This window comes from Leptolyngbya sp. 'hensonii', assembly GCF_001939115.1.
Taxonomy (GTDB): domain Bacteria; phylum Cyanobacteriota; class Cyanobacteriia.
Genome location: NZ_MQTZ01000042.1, coordinates 250,860 through 266,259 on the forward strand (window position 1 = coordinate 250,860; position 15,400 = coordinate 266,259).

General features: G+C 52.5%; 12 protein-coding genes and 1 pseudogene. 6 read left to right on the forward strand and 7 right to left on the reverse strand.

Annotated features, from left to right (window positions below):
- Window positions 1-30 precede the first annotated feature (30 nt).
- The 4 genes from BST81_RS15300 to BST81_RS15315 all read left to right on the forward strand — a co-directional run bounded on the left by BST81_RS15300 (window position 31) and on the right by BST81_RS15315 (window position 4,143).
- Window positions 31-693 (forward strand): DUF4178 domain-containing protein, encoded by a 663-nt coding sequence (locus tag BST81_RS15300; protein WP_143780358.1) that lies wholly within the window; start codon window positions 31-33, stop codon window positions 691-693.
- A 7-nt stretch (window positions 694-700) separates the two neighbouring features.
- A complete protein-coding gene (locus BST81_RS15305) occupies window positions 701-2,137 on the forward strand; it encodes a spermine synthase (RefSeq protein ID WP_075599367.1) in 1,437 nt (478 codons plus the stop codon).
- Window positions 2,121-3,203 carry a peptidoglycan bridge formation glycyltransferase FemA/FemB family protein gene (locus BST81_RS15310; protein WP_075599368.1) on the forward strand — a complete coding sequence of 361 codons (1,083 nt, stop codon included), beginning with the start codon at window positions 2,121-2,123 and terminating at the stop codon, window positions 3,201-3,203. Before BST81_RS15305 ends, BST81_RS15310 begins: the two co-directional genes overlap by 17 nt.
- A 73-nt stretch (window positions 3,204-3,276) precedes the next feature.
- A complete protein-coding gene (locus BST81_RS15315) occupies window positions 3,277-4,143 on the forward strand; it encodes a DUF350 domain-containing protein (protein ID WP_075599369.1) in 867 nt (288 codons plus the stop codon).
- Here the strand turns inward: BST81_RS15315 and pdhA are convergent.
- Entirely contained in the window at window positions 4,140-5,165 is a 1,026-nt protein-coding gene (gene pdhA, locus BST81_RS15320; protein WP_075599370.1) for a pyruvate dehydrogenase (acetyl-transferring) E1 component subunit alpha, read from the reverse strand. The two genes, BST81_RS15315 and pdhA, sit on opposite strands and share 4 nt — an antisense overlap.
- Window positions 5,166-5,274: 109 nt before the next feature.
- Window positions 5,275-7,329, reverse strand: coding sequence for an AarF/ABC1/UbiB kinase family protein (locus BST81_RS15325; protein ID WP_075599371.1), 2,055 nt, complete (start codon window positions 7,327-7,329; stop codon window positions 5,275-5,277).
- Between the two features lie 186 nt (window positions 7,330-7,515).
- Here BST81_RS15325 and recN point away from each other — a divergent pair, with 186 nt between their 5' ends.
- Window positions 7,516-9,270, forward strand: coding sequence for a DNA repair protein RecN (gene recN, locus BST81_RS15330; RefSeq protein ID WP_075599372.1), 1,755 nt, complete (start codon window positions 7,516-7,518; stop codon window positions 9,268-9,270).
- A 120-nt stretch (window positions 9,271-9,390) separates the two neighbouring features.
- Here the strand turns inward: recN and BST81_RS15335 are convergent, their stop codons facing one another.
- Window positions 9,391-9,888, reverse strand: coding sequence for a YcxB family protein (locus BST81_RS15335; RefSeq protein WP_075599373.1), 498 nt, complete (start codon window positions 9,886-9,888; stop codon window positions 9,391-9,393).
- Window positions 9,889-10,094: 206 nt separating this feature from the next.
- On the opposite strand from BST81_RS15335, the pseudogene BST81_RS28875 reads away from it, so the two are divergent.
- Window positions 10,095-10,522, forward strand: a pseudogene (locus tag BST81_RS28875) (IS1 family transposase); the annotation flags it as partial.
- A 25-nt stretch (window positions 10,523-10,547) separates the two neighbouring features.
- On the opposite strand, the gene BST81_RS15350 reads toward BST81_RS28875, so the two are convergent.
- From BST81_RS15350 to BST81_RS15365, 4 genes are all read right to left on the reverse strand, one after another.
- On the reverse strand, window positions 10,548-11,099 hold the full coding sequence (locus BST81_RS15350; RefSeq protein WP_075599375.1) for a hypothetical protein: 552 nt from the start codon (window positions 11,097-11,099) through the stop codon (window positions 10,548-10,550).
- An 18-nt stretch (window positions 11,100-11,117) separates the two neighbouring features.
- Window positions 11,118-12,311, reverse strand: a complete 1,194-nt coding sequence (locus BST81_RS15355) for an XRE family transcriptional regulator (RefSeq protein ID WP_075599376.1) — start codon at window positions 12,309-12,311, stop codon at window positions 11,118-11,120.
- Window positions 12,269-12,727 carry a hypothetical protein gene (locus BST81_RS15360; protein WP_075599377.1) on the reverse strand — a complete coding sequence of 153 codons (459 nt, stop codon included), beginning with the start codon at window positions 12,725-12,727 and terminating at the stop codon, window positions 12,269-12,271. The genes BST81_RS15355 and BST81_RS15360 overlap by 43 nt, the downstream gene beginning before the upstream one ends.
- Window positions 12,728-13,083: 356 nt before the next feature.
- Window positions 13,084-15,345, reverse strand: coding sequence for a DUF1796 family putative cysteine peptidase (locus BST81_RS15365; RefSeq protein WP_075599378.1), 2,262 nt, complete (start codon window positions 15,343-15,345; stop codon window positions 13,084-13,086).
- Window positions 15,346-15,400 lie beyond the last annotated feature (55 nt).

Sequence of the window (15,400 nt, forward strand, 5' to 3'; positions counted from 1 at the left end):
ACAATCGAGTTAGTGAATCTGGCTCAGCTTATGCCCACTGCCACAACTCAATCTCAACTGATGCAGTTGCACCCGGGCGATCGGCTGCAGTATCACGGGGTGATCTGGACCGTCGAAGACTACAGTACCTATGACGACCCGAATGGCTACGAAACCCGAGAATGGCTGCTCAAGTCCCCGACAGGCAAGGAATACTACCTGCTCCGCGAGGTCGATCCCCAACATCCAGAGAACCGGATTAACTGGTACATTTCCGAAGAACTCAAGCAGCCCAAAGTGTTTGAGCCGACCACTTCTCAGGATGTCACCGTCAAGCTCTGGGAAGAGATGCGAGACCAGCGAGAACCTTATCCGGAACTCAAGGTCTTCAGCCGTACCTATGCCTTTGAATCCAGCACCCAGGGCAGCTATCAAGGTGAGGAAGGACGATCCGGACGCATCACCTGGGACTACTGGGACCAGGAACATCAGTGGAATCTGGCGATCGAAGCCTGGCCTGATCACACCCTGGCAATTTACTCTACCCGGGTGGTCCAGCCCGAAGATTTCTCTGCTGTCCAGAAGGCACCTCCGGCGATTCGGTCAGCCTATTCGTCCCGTCCCAATCCAGGCTCACCTGATTCCCGGACCTGGCAAGTCCTGATTGCGATCGGGATGACGTTTACCGGTATCCTGTTCATGATCTTTGGATAGGGGAGCTATGCCAACGTCACTCTTTGTTGAGCACCATGACCAGGGTCTAGCCTTCTACCTGAATGGGGACCTGCAATTCGACACCACAGATGAAGCGCTCTACCATGAATACCTGGTTGTTCCAGCAATGGCCCTAGCGGTGCAACGCTTTCCCAAAACGGACCTGCGGGTTCTGATCTGTGGGGGTGGGGATGGACTGGCAGCCAGGGATGTCTTGCGTTTTCCTCAGGTGCATCAGATCGATCTGGTGGACTACAGCCCAGAGGTGATCCACCTGGGAGAAACCACCTTTCAGCCCTTCAACCAGAACAGTCTGGCGAACGATCGGCTCACAGTGCATGTGCAAGATGCTTTTGACTTCGTGGCCGCATGCCCAACGGCAGCTTACCATGTCATTCTCTGTGATTTTACCTATCCCACCTGTGCGGAGGAAACGCGGGTTTATAGTCAGGAATGGTTTGCCCATCTGCAGCGGATTCTCCAGCCTGCCGGATTGATCAACACCAATGGGGTCTCCCCGGAGAACCGCACCCTGGGGTTCTGGTGCCTTTACCAAACCCTGTTTGCAGCCAGTCTTTTTCCCCGCCCCATGCAGTTGGCAATTCCCTCTTTTCGTCAGCATGGCTATGGGAATTGGGGTTTTTTCCTGGCCTCCTCGACCTCGATTCATCAGTCCGAAATGGCGGCCATCTCCCTGCCAGCAGGATTGCAAACCCTGACACCAGAACAGCTCCGGCAGAGCTTTGTGTTCACAGCCACGATCGCTGAGTTGCGGCATCAGGTTTTGATTCATACCCTGGATGCGCCTCAACTGTTCTACTACTTGCTCAATCCAGGTACCACCTCTGATCCCAGTTCCACCCTGGCCCTGTCCGTGGATTTTCTAGACCTAGAAGAAACCGGGACTGCCCAGATGGGACACAATCTGCTGGATCTGGAAACCACAGCCCGACTCTGGTTGGAACAGATCTATGCTCTGGAGGGAGAAGCCACCGATCGTCCAGATTTGAGCCATCTGCTGCCGATTCAACATCGCTACCACAGTCCTCGCATGACGCAGGAATGGCTCACCTATCTGCGTCAGTTGCTGGCAGAAATCGACCCGGCTAAACTGCTGGCCAGTTTACTGGACCGTAGTTCCGAGCTACCGCCTAAAGTGGTCCAGAACCTGCGCCAGTTAGCTGAACACCTGCGATCTGGCACTGTCGATCGATGGGCTACGGTCAACCCAGAACTGGTGATGCTGCTGTCTCTGTCCCTATTAATGGCTAACTTGGTCACCCCCGATGCCGTTTTTGCCAAGGGCTATTCCAGTTCGTCTTACTACAATGACGGCTACTCCGGTTCAGGGGGCAGCGATATGAAAGGGCTGGGATTTGCCCTCACCGCCGCCGGAGGCTTCTGGCTCTTCAGTTTGTTGCAAGACAATGATGGACGGAACTAATTGTCTGGCTGATCCAGCAAGGTCCGGTCAGGGGAGCCTGGTGCTGCGAGCATTGACTGTCCACGATCGCCTCGCCTGGGATGCTCTGGTTCAAGCAGCCCCTGAGGGGTGCTTCATGCAATCCTGGACTTGGGCTGATTTCAAAGAACTGGAAGGGTATCAGACCTTCCGGTATGGTCTGTTTGCAGCTACTGTCTCTGGGGGTTCTCCCCCAAGCACAGCTCTGGTGGGTGGGTGCATCTTCTATTTCTATCCGAACCCCAACCCCAGCAATCTCCTCCTGGCCCCCGGTGGTCCCCTGCTACCCCCAGGCTTGACCCCTACAGCCATGGCCCTCCTGACCCAGCAGGCAGAAGCGCTGGCCCGATCGTTGGGGGCGATCGCCCTCCGCATTGAACCTCTCTGGTCCCAGAAACCCGATGGGATGGCAGCTTTTGTCCGGGCTCCCGTTGATCTCCTTCCGTCAGAGACCCTGCTGGTGGATCTGCGACCGGCTGAGGTCGATCGGCTAGCCGCCATGAAACCCAAGGGGCGCTATAACCTGCGCTTAAGCCAGCGCCGGGGTGTCAAAACAGAATTTACGACGGATCCCCAGGCGATTCCCCGATTCTACGATCTGTTCTGGGAAACGGTGAGACGGCAGGATTTTTTTGGGGAACCCTACGGCTTTTTCATCAACCTCTGCCAGACCCTTTTTCCAGCGGGAATGGCAGAAATCGGACTGGCGACCTGGCACGGCAAACCCCTGGCAGGCATTCTGGTCCTCTACTGGGGGCAGCGAGCCACCTATCTCTATGGGGGCCGCAGTGATGCCTATCCAGAGGTGATGGCCCCTTATCAGCTCCATTGGGTTGCCATGCAACGGGCCAAAGCACGGGGATGTACGGTTTATGATTTTTATGGGTTCAGTCGTACCCCTGACCATGCCTATAGCCGCTTCTCACGGTTTAAAAGTCAGTTTGGGGGGCAGCCCGTGACAACGATCGGAGCCCATGATCTGGTTTTCTACGACCAGCTTGCGAATACCCTGATTACCCTGTTCCGGAAACTTGCCCCACCTTCATAATCTGTTTATAGGCAATGCATGCAGCGCCTCTACTAGACCCACGATGACAACCCATTTTGAATCGGTGTGACCTATGAACCCTGTAATGCTGAACATGCTCAATCAGACCATCCTGATCCTGATGGAACTGGCGGTCGGCTTTGGCCTCTTCTGGCTGGGTCAATTTCTCTACCAACGCCTGTTCCGCCGCATTGCCCTGAACGAGGAACTGTTCGTCCGGGATAATCCAGCCGTGGCGATCGCCCTGGTTGGCTACTATCTCGGGATTGTGATGGCGATCGGGGGAGTGCTGGGCAAATCTTTCGTTTCCTGGCAAGACCAGATTCTGACCCTGCTCAGCTATGGTGTGATGGCGATCGTCCTGATGTTGGTGGGGGCCTGGGTTGGCGATCGGCTGATCCTGAGGCACTTTGACTGTGCCCGTGAAACCCGGGAAGAACAGAATCTGGGGGCTGCTACCGCTGAAGCCGGAACCCATATTGCCAACGGCCTGGTTCTCCAGGCGGCACTGGGAGGGGACCAGGGCGGCTGGCTCGTGGCGGTGATCTGCTGGGTGATTGGATTGGGGGTGCTGTATCTGGTCAGCCTGATCTATCCTCGCGTCACCCGCTATGACGTGTTTGGTGAGATCCGCAACCGCAATAATCCAGCGGCTGGCGTGGCCTTTGCTGGTCTATTAATTGCGACAGGGAACCTGGTCCGGGTCGCCTTCAGTCCGGAATTCCACAGTTGGACAACCAGCCTGCTGGATTACGGCCTCACCCTGAGTATTTCCCTCCTGGCCCTGGTCCTGATTCGCTGGCTGGCTGATTTAATCCTGGTCCCAGGAGTGAAAATCTCCGATGAAATCGTTCATCAAGAAATCCCAAATGTAGGAGCGGGCTTAATTGAAGCCTTCTCCTACATTGCCGCTTCTTTCTTAATTGCCTGGGTGATCTAGTCTTCCGCAAAAATATAGCGGTATAGCTCACTCGGATCGGGTTCAGGGCTGCTTTCCGCAAACTTCACAGCTTCCTCAACCAGCGTCTGAATCCGCTTATCGATCGCTTTCAATTCTTCCTGAGTGGCCAGATTTTGCTCAACCAGATAGGCGGCCATTTTCTTGATCGGATCACGGGCAAACCAGAATTCCTTCTCGGCTTTGGCTCGCAGTTCATCCGGATCGGCCAAGGAGTGCCCCCGGAAGCGGTAGGTGAGGGCTTCAATCAGGGTAGGGCCTTCCCCAGCGCGGGCACGGGCCACCGCTTCCTGGGCGACAGCATGCACCGCCAGCACGTCCATCCCATCCACCTCAATCCCAGGCATGCCAAAGGCAGATGCTTTCTTGTAAATCTCTGGAATAGAAGTCGCCCGCTCATGGGCCATACCGATCGCCCACTTGTTGTTTTCCACCACGTAAATAATGGGGAGCTTCCACAACACAGCCATATTCAGGCATTCGAAGAACTGGCCATTATTAGCCGCCCCATCCCCAAAGAAGCAGGCGGTGACCTGATCAGCCCCACTATCTCCCATCACTTCCCGGCGGTAGCGGCTCTGAAACGCAGCTCCTGTGGCCACAGGAATTCCTTCGGAGACGAAAGCAAAGCCCCCCAGGAGATTATGTTCCGCTGAAAACAGGTGCATGGAACCACCCCGGCCTTTGCTGCAGCCCGTCGCCTTGCCAAACAGTTCTGCCATGACTTCCCGCGCTGGCACCCCTGCACTCAGGGCATGGACGTGATCGCGATAGGTGCTGCAGACAAAATCATCTGGGCGCATAGCCTTGACCACCCCACTGGAGACAGCTTCCTGCCCGTTGTAAAGGTGGACAAAACCAAACATTTTGCCCCGGTAATACATCTCAGCGCACTTATCCTCAAACAGGCGTCCAAGGACCATATCTTCGTACAGGATCAGTCCTTCTTCCCTTGTAACCTTGGCCGTAACCTGAGCGATCGGTAATGTCCGTTCTTGAACCATTGATTTGAACTAACCTGTATTAGCAAAGCAATTAATTATTCTAGGATACTGTGTAACCACCCGCCTAATAACAAAACCCCAAAGGCTGAGATCGCAGAAGGGTGGGGCTTCATTGTCCCCTAACCACCAGGGATCCACCCCCACGGGACTCGGCTCCAGGGGAAGTGGGTCGGACGATCGTCTCATCCTCCAGAAGAAACTCCCGAATAAAGCGAGCCAGCGATCGCTGCATCAACCCAACCCCAACCCGCTGCCCCATGTGTTGCACTTCTGGATTCAGCAATAACCGGGGAATCAGGGGCAGAATTCGAGCAGGGTCAAAACCAGGAGTCTCCCGCAGAATATCCCAGATGCGCTTGATATGCTCCAGGCTTTTTTGATCTTCAGTCGGCAGGGTCGGCGGATTCACAGCCAGACCAATTCGCTCTTGTAAGGCATAGGTCACACTCTGGAAGATATTGCGGCCAAAGTTATCGACCGTTTTGACAATTTCCTCGACTAAGTGCTCCCGAATAAAAACACCCCGCTCCGAGAAGAGGAAATCCACCGCCTGATCCATGACCCGGTTGAGGTCATAGTCCGAGCTATTGCGGGCATTGCGGAGCAGATTCTCCAGGCGGTTCCAGCGGAAACTACCATCCTTAAACAGCAGATCGCGCAGAGAGTTCCGCAACTGGGGTGCCGGGTCTGTGAGCAGCCGCTTCGAAATGTAAGGATAGGCATTGCTCAAAACCTTAAAATTTGGGTCCACATTAATCGCAATCCCTTCCAGGGTGACCAACGATCGAATGATCAGGGCATAGTAGGCTGGCACCCGGAAGGGGTATTCGTACATCAGGGCTGAAAGCTGATCCGTAATGCTCTTGAAGTTCAACTCAGCCACACTGGCCCCCAGGGCATTGCCAAACACATTTCCCAAAGCGGGAATAATTGGTGTCAGGTCCGTGTCCGCTGACAGAAACTCCAGCTTGACATAATCATGGGCCAAACCTTCAAAATCTCGATTGACCATGTGCACCACGGCCTCAATCAGGCCATAGCGCTGGGCTGGTTTGACCTCACTCATCATGCCAAAATCCAGATAGGCCAGCTTGCCCTCTGGAGTTGCCAGCAAATTACCGGGATGGGGATCGGCATGGAAGAACCCATGCTCCAGCAGTTGCCGCAGGGAACACTGCACGCCCACATCAATCAGATAGCGGGCATCAATTCCCTGGGCATGAATCACCTCTGGCTGAGTCAGCTTGGTCCCCGTCACCCACTCCATCGTCAGCACCCGCCGCTGAGTATATTTCCAGTAAATGCGGGGCACATAAATATCCTGAAGATGGCCATACAGTTGAGCAAACCGCTCGGCGTTGTGCCCCTCCTGGATATAGTCCATTTCTTCAAAAATGCGAGACCCGAACTCATCCAAAATACCGACCAGATCGCTCCGGACCCGCTTCATATTGCCCATCATCCAGGCAGCCAGCCGTCGCAGAATGTAGAGATCCAGGGTGATACGCTCGGCCAGCCCAGGTCGTTGGACTTTCACCGCCACCACTTCCCCCGTCGGCAATTTGCCCTTATACACCTGCCCCAGGGAAGCTGCCGCGATCGGTTGGGGACTCAGCTCGGCATACAACTTATCCGGTCGATCGCCCAATTCCTCTTCAATGAACCGAAACGCCACTTCGTTGGGGAAGGGGGGCAGTTGATCCTGGAGTTGGGTCAACTCTTCCAGATAAATTGGGGACACCAGATCCGGGCGTGTTGAAAGAGCTTGGCCAATTTTGATATAGGCAGGGCCGAGATCGGTCAGCATTTCCCGCAGTTGCACTGCCCGTTGCCGTTCATTCTGCTGCAAGCGATCGGTGCGCCGATCCCACCAGAGGGCAACATAAAAGGTCAAAAACGGCCAGATAATCCCCAGGAAACGTCCGATCGCTTGCAGGGGACGGTATCTGTAGTAGGCCGCTATCGCAGCGGCATCGTAGCTTAACGCTTCATCGGTCACGGCAGCATGGGCAGGCTTCAGGGTTTTACCCAGAGCCGGATGTAGTTCGCTATCGATATCAGCCATGATTTCTACAGCTTCTGGCCCACCAGATAAGACCGATCGCTGGGGCGTTGGCCTGGAATCGGAGCGCGTTGGGTCAGCAGGCACGGTTTTAGCAGTCATGGAGGTTTAAAGAGGGTTGCTGGGGCAGAACACTATTAAGTATTGTAACAAGAAGCCTTCAGGTTTGAGCCCTCCCCTAAGGATAGGACTTGAGACATTCAAAGCTGGAGTAGGGATGTTCCCCTCTATCAGAGGGGATATTTACCCAAAAATGCTAGAAATTGAGACAGCGATTTACTCTGCCCTATGTTACTCTCCTTGCGAATTGAGAACTTTGCCCTCATCGATCGGTTGGAGTTGGAATTCGGCTCCGGATTACATGTCTTGACGGGGGAAACGGGTGCAGGCAAGTCAATTATCCTGGATGCGATCGATGCGGTTCTGGGGGGGAAGATGACCGGGCGAGCTATTCGTACCGGTACAGAGCGCTCCCTGATCGAAGCTGTCTTTGCCCTGGAACCCGCCCTGGTCGAGTGGTTAGGAAAACAAGACATTGACCCGATGGACGGGGAGATGCTGGTCTGCAGTCGGGAGTTGTCCCTGACTCAGGGCAACTTCCGCAGCCGTTCCCGTCTGAATGGGGTTCTAGTCAACAAGCAGCAGATGGAGGAATTGCGGACCCATCTGGTCGAGATCACCGCCCAAGGCCAAACAGTCCAGTTGGGCCAGGTGGCCATCCAGCGGGAATGGCTGGACAGCTATGGTGGCACGACTCTGCAGGAACAGCGCGCGATCGTCGCCTCCGCCTATACCCACTGTCAACAGGCGCTGCAAATCCTGGAGCGCAGACGACACTCTGAACAACAGCGACTGCAACAACTCGATTTGCTGGACTATCAGTTCCGAGAACTGAAAGAGGCTAATTTGCAGGACCCGGAGGAGCTGGTCCAACTCCAGCAAGAGCATCAGCGGCTGAATCACAGCGTTGATTTGCAGCAGCAAAGCTATCTGGTGTATCAGGCCCTCTATGAAAACGAAACTGGACGGGCCTGTGCCGATCTATTAGGACAGGCAGAAACCCTATTGAGTGGCATGCTGCAGTACGATAATGCCGTCCAACCCATGCTGGATTTGGTGAGTGAGGCGCTGGCTCAGGTTCAGGAGGCCGGACGCCGGATCAATGACTACGGGGAACAGTTGGAAACCGATCCCCAGCGCCTGGAGGAAGTCGAAGAACGCATAGCTGAATTGAAGAAGATTTGCCGCAAATATGGTCCGACCCTGACAGATGCGTTAGCTCATTACGACAAACTCCGATCGCAACTCCAGGATCTGAACGGAGAAGGCCAATCGATCGAAGATCTGGAGCAAGACTATCAGGCCAAAAAGGCCGTTCTGACCGAAGCCTGTATCCGGTTAACCCAACTGCGCCAGTCCGCTGCCCAGATTCTGGAAACTCGTCTGGTGGAAGAGTTAAAGCCCCTGGCCATGGAGAAAGTGCAGTTCCAGGTGGAAATCATGCCTGCGACACCGGCCAGCCATGGGGCTGACCAGATCACCTTTCTATTCAGCCCCAATCCCGGAGAACCCTTACAGCCACTGACGGCAATCGCCTCCGGTGGGGAGATGAGCCGCTTCCTGCTGGCCCTGAAAGCCTGCTTCTCCCAGGTGGATGCGATCGGAACGATGGTTTTCGATGAAATTGACGTGGGGGTGTCGGGACGGGTGGCCCAGGCGATCGCTGAGAAACTCTACCAGCTCAGCCTGCAACATCAGGTTTTGTGTGTGACTCACCAACCGATCGTCGCAGCCATGGCCGATCATCATTTTCGCGTCAATAAGGAAACGATCGGGGATGGGACGGGAGTCAGAGGCAAAGGCAACCAGAATGGCGCTGGAGACGACGTGCGGACTGTGGTGCGAGTCAGGCCCCTGGATGGGGACAACCGACGACAGGAACTGGCTCAAATTGCGGGGGGGCGAACTGGAAGTGAGGCGATCGCCTTCGCCGAATCTCTGCTGGTGCAGGCGGGAGCCGTGCGCCAGCAACATACCTCCTGAACCTTTCCTGAGTCGATCGGCAGGCGATCGACCGGTGGAGTCATTGCCCAGTTGTCTATCAATCAGGGGACTGGGAGCAATGTCATACCTTGAAACGATAAAGCCTGATCTGGTTTGACTCTATTTCTTTGGCAGTTTCTCGGCAACGAGCTGCCTGAATTGGTGCCAATCTGCGTCAGATTGAAAAAAACTACGTGGCAATAAAATAGCTTGATTGAGAGAGGTATAAAGCAGAAAAATATCGGCTACTTCTCGATACTTTAGTATTATTTCCCAGGGGCACCTCAACTCACCATAGGCATGACTCCAAACAATACGTTCTTGATCAACGACTCCAGATATTTCTCCTTGAATCAGCTTGTTGCTTTGCCATGCTCGTTTGATCTGGCGCTCTCTGAGTTTTGGTATAACCACAAGAAAATACACAAACAAAAAAATATCAAAAGCCAATCCAAAACTTGTAATGTAGCCAGAGAGACTTAGCACTTTTATTAGAGCAAATCCAAGCCAGAACCAGGGAAAGCCTTTTAAGATCCACCTTAAAAGGGCTGGCATACAACATTGCTGAAAGCGATTAAATTGCTGTTCGGTCAACGTGCCACTAAATTGAATGCTCATTAATTAAGTGCCTTAAGTTCTCGAAATCCCTGATTCACAAACTTCTGATGCTACTAATTCTGCTGAGTTCAGCCAGTATAGCTAAAATTGGCTTCATTGAGCTGTGACTCATCCGCAATGGATGGCAGTCGAAAGTTAATCTGGTGGTGCATCAAAACAATGTGGGTCTGGTAAAATGAGCAGATAACAGCTCACTCCTTAAAACTATGGAATGTAAGCTCTGCGGTCATTCTAAGACTCATAAACACGGCAAGATGCCTAACGGTCATCAGCGCTACTTCTGTCCTGAGTGCAAACAAACTTTTTCTGAAAGTTTTGACACCCTTTACTACTATCGCCACGTGAGTCCAGAGCAAATCCAACAAGTACTCCAAGCTCACAGCGAAGGAACAAGTTTGAGAGGCATTAGCCGAATTACAGGACTGGCGTACAATACCGTTGTCAGCATTGTCCGCTCAGCTAGCAGCAAGGCTCAGCTAGTTCATAATGACTGACTTGAGCAGGTCACAACGACAGAAGTGAGTGCTGATGAGCTATGGTCATTTGTACAAAAAAACAGAAGCAATGTTATCCCAACGAATCAGAGGTAGGAGATTGCTGGATTGCTCTAAGTTTGGCGGATTCAAGTGGATTAGATGAACTTACTTGCAGTTTCGAGTTCATCGCATCATATCCTCCCACCAGCCGAGTAAAGGATGGTTGCGGTGAGGGATGTAGCGTCCTCTGGTTCGTATGGCGGTAAGTACAGATCGTAAAGTAGCAGAAGAAACATTCTCTGCCTCTGACCAATGCTTGACTATTGCTAGAGTCGATAGGATTTGCAGGTTAGGTGCTTCCCGTTGAAAAAATGAACTTGCTTTCTTATCATCGGTAGCGATCGCCCATTCTCGGTGAACTGCAATTGCACAGGTCGCTGATTCACCATCATCTCCCAGCTCAAAAACATAGTTTACAAAGGTTTCTTCCTCACTCTCAGAAGTAAAATCTGCAACTGCAAGTAGCCCCTTTTCCATAGCTGCTTCAAACTGGTTTATATCCTCGTTATTTGCGTCTGCCAAGCGTCGGAGAGTTAGCAATTCTCTTGCTCTAACGACTTCAGTAACTACGACTTGAGCTGGTATGGACTGTATAATCTCAATCAAATGCCCAGAGGCACAGAAGTTCAAGACACAACAGGCATCAAGAACTATATGGGAGTGTTTGATTTCCATAACCTATCTCCCAATGTCTTACGCCTGGCGCAAATCTAGATAAGCAGATTCTTCCAGCATCCCGCTGGAATGTTCACGTAGTGCTTCTGCTATGCGTCGGGCTTCTAAGCGATCGACACCAAGGAAATCTGCAAAGCGTCCTTCAGTAATAAGTCCTTGATCCAAAGCTTCAATAGCAAGGTGTTGATAATGAATAGGAAGTACATTATCCCGCTGATCGATTTCCTCTAAACCTAACTCTTGCTGTACCTTCCTAACCTTCAATCCTCGATCTCGCAAACGATCCAAAGTTCCGGACGGGATAAGTTTCATATCTTCCAACCGATAACCAAGGGCTTCGATCGACACTCCATAATAATGAGCAAGGGTAAACAAATTAGTTGGAGTAAACTTGCCATGAGTCCGATACATATCATTAAATCGACTCAGCAAGCCACTTGTAGGCATTAGGAAATATTTTGGGAAAGCTTCAGCTAAGCGTTCACTCTCTGGTACTCTTTGGTACTGTCCCTCAAAATCAACAACAGGCTTTCGTCTATGAGCCAAAAAATGGAGATAACCATGAGCCATAGACCAACGCCGCCGTTCTTCGTAGTGCCCCAGGTTTATTGCCATACAGCCACCAAGCTGTTCATCGTAGCTGTAAATTTCTGAATATTTTGCTGGCATATTTAGGTAAAATACCCTAATCCCTACACTCTGCTCTAAGATGCCTCGCAGCATTGGGATAGGACCATCACCCAATCCAAGCCGCTGACGCTCTGAGATCGCAATACTTTCCGCCGCTGCTTCGATCTGCATATTAGCCACGTCATATTCCTGAGGGTAGTTACGTGGAATTGGAGCATCCATTATCTTTTCAAGCTCCAAATAGTTGCGACACAGTTCCTCAAACCGCTCAATAATTGGAGTGATTCGTGCTTCTTCCTGTTCATTTCGCTGATAAGCAGCGCGGAACTGAACCTCAAATGGCTCAGTGACAGGACTGGAACGAACGAAATCGCTGACAGCTTGCCCGTAAGCACGAGCTAATTTTATTAATTCATTCGGCTTAAGACGCCGCTCTCCCTTTTCTATGGCAACAATGGTAGTGCGTGCAGCGTCAATAACCTTAGCCGCATCAGCTTGGGTCAGCCCACTCTTCTTCCGCGCTTGTTGTAGGAGTTCTCCTAATTTTCGTAAATCAATATTGTCGAGAATGTTGTTAGCCATAGCGTTTCCTTTCCACCCTTACTGAATCGTCTCCAAATAGCCTCTGAAGTATGGGTGATATCTACTTCTCGTCCACTTCTAAGGTCGTTGAGATCACCCTTACCTGCGCGTAGTATCAACTCTTTGATGTAGGGTGATCCATCTGCCTGCTGAACTAGATTTTCGAATTCCACACTAAGTTTGGCAAAGTCGCTTTCCCTAGATCCTTCAAGATTGCTAATTATTTGTGCAACACTAGCCGCCATTGCCTGAGCCAACAAGATGGGGAGATCACCTTTAGCTTTGATATCTTGCTTGAGTTTCTCCAGCACAGCCCTTGCACATTCATCGCTAGTTGCAGTTCCTTCACATAGCCACTTGTACGGTTTTTGATAAAGCCGCCTGAGTCTGCTATGGACAATATCTCCATCGGGCATGACAACCTCCGCCTCTCGGAGTTATTTGATACCCCAAAGCTAACCGACGTATCTGACATTGTCAACTATTTTCTGGATTCTTTTCTTGAAATGTCAGGCTAGAGTTTTGCTGGATACCCAAATGGCTTGATTTACAGGTAACGAGAAGGGGAGAATAATGCTCGTCAAGATGAAACTGTGGCTCCAGTACAAGTTGGGCTGTATAACAATTCGCTTGCGGCGGATGGCCTCAATACTCTGGTGTTGACTCGAAGACTCTTACCCCCGCTGAAGCCCAAGCCGTTATGCCGCCGCAACCCCCCCCTTCGTGTCAGGTTAGCTGTTAGGATGCAATAATCCCCCAGAAGCGAAAGGCTTCAACTGATGGGCTCCCATTCTTCTTTGGGCAGATTGGGCGGGCACCAGAAGAGGTTTTTACTGGAGACCCCCAGAGAATCTAGAATTTCCCGCATGATGTCCGTGCAATACATCCAGTATCCGAGGTCCTCATACATGCGATCGGGATTAAATTCCTGGTCGTAATGCACCACATTGGGAAGATCGGCAAATTCATCGGAAGACTGGGGAGAGATGACGAGTAATCGCCAGGGTTTTCCCTGGCAGCGGCTTTCTAACTTGCTGGCCAGATCAATGATGCTGCCCCGATCGGCAATTCCTGTACGAACAAAGAGGACTTTATCGCAATGGCGCAGGGTGTACCAGAACCGACCCGCACGGGCAGAATAGCGAACCCGCATGCGGTCATAGACGGGTTGCATATGATTGACCGGATCATCACTCTCTTCCACTTCGTGCGCGAAGGAAAGTCCGGACCAGCGAGTGTGATAGACCCGTCGATGGTCATGGTTGTAGTGCAGGAGGGCTGGATTCCACATGTCGTAGAAATTGCTGGCGATCGCATCAGCCACATCACTGACTTTGGTGGTGCGGGTCAGGTCGAAGGGGAAAGCCGGACCATCGTACTCCAGTTTGTACAGAAGCATGCGAATCGCACAGCGATCGCCAAGGGGCAGGATCGCCACACGACTGATGTCTGAAAGGGGGCACTTGAATTGGAAAAGAATGGAGGAATGGGGCGCGGCTTTGACCCGGCTTTCCAGGCCATGTTTGCCAATTAACAACGTGCTAAATGGTGCGTCTGGACGGGTGGGGTCATCATAGACGCCATGGGGCATTGCCTGGAGCGCCGTGCGAACTTCCTGCCACATGGGATGGATGTTGTATTCCTGATCGGATTCGTTGATCACCCGCAGCAGACGATCGCTCTCTTGCAAGAGTCCTACATTGCCGTCATAGTACAAGATCTCGGAGTGACTGGGGGCGAAGAAGTTGCAGGCCGCACTATATTCAATGTCAGAGGCGGGAGGAATTTCAACGACTGAAGTGATCGTGCCACGATCGTCAACGGCGAAAGAGAGGTCGCTGCCATTGGCAGGGACATACAGACCCGGTACCAATTTGGCCCGTTCTTGCAGGGCAGTTTGCAAATCCTGCCAGTCGGGGTGTAGGGTGTAGGGATATTTGGAGGTATTGATAATTCGCAGGCAACGCTCTTCGTTGCAGACAAAGAGGTGAAAGTCTTTGTGATCGGAGTAGATTGGGACTTCCAATTTCTGGTAAGGAAGGCGTTTCTCCTGGGCCATGCGATGGGTATCGATCTGGAACAGTTGCTGATCGATCGCCTCAAACATGCGTCGATGGCCTGCTGAATTGGGATGAGCCGGATCAATGGCAAGTCCATCCTGCCAGCGCCCCTGTCCGTCATCCAGAACCCCCAACCAGTCGAAAATGGGCACGCCCCAGCTCAACATGCGGTTGTGGGTGTCCCGCAATAACCAGTGGTGTTCGGGGCCGTAATCGCCATTGGGATAGACCCCACCCAGCATGGGCATTGCCCCTAATTCTCGAATCATCTTCACCAGTTGCTGCAGGCCACTTTCGAAGCGCCGTTGTACAGCACGTCGATCGTGGGGGGCACAGTGGGCCAGTCCCTCATTGCCCAGGGAGAGGGATACGATGACGATATCGGGGTTTTCGGGCGCGATCGTGAGGGGAAAGCGATCAATCGTTCGACTGACATTGGCCCCAATTTCCGACAGATTGACGACCTGATGTCCGAACTGGTTATGCAGTGCTTGTTCCAGAAGATAGGCCCAACCTTTCAACAACCAGGCATTGCAGCCTAAAGCGACAGAACTCCCAATGATGATGATTTTCAGCCCCTGGGGGGTTTGGGGCAGAGGAGTCCGAGGGACTGGATTAGCCAAATATCCGTAAGGATGGGGACGCACAATGCCAAACATCCCGTCATCGACCACCAGCATGTTTCCCTGATGGTTGAGTTCAAAGGGGACGGAGCGGTTGTGGGCCTGGGTTTCCCAGTCTAGAGTGTCATCAGCGAGCAGGCGGACGTACTTGTATTCAAGGCTGGTAGGGAGGTCGGCGGCAGCAATCCCCAGGGTCGGATCGAGATCAACCCACCACAAGGGGTACTGGTCTGAACGGGTACGGAGCCGCACACACTTGGTCACATCCCATGCACCCAGTTGGGCAGTGGAGCCCAAAATCCCGATCGCTTCCCCTATCTGCGTGTGCGCTCTGACCTGAAATCGGTACATATGGGTCTACGGAGTAGTGAGAGGATTGAACTAGCGGCATGCAGGTCGAAATCAC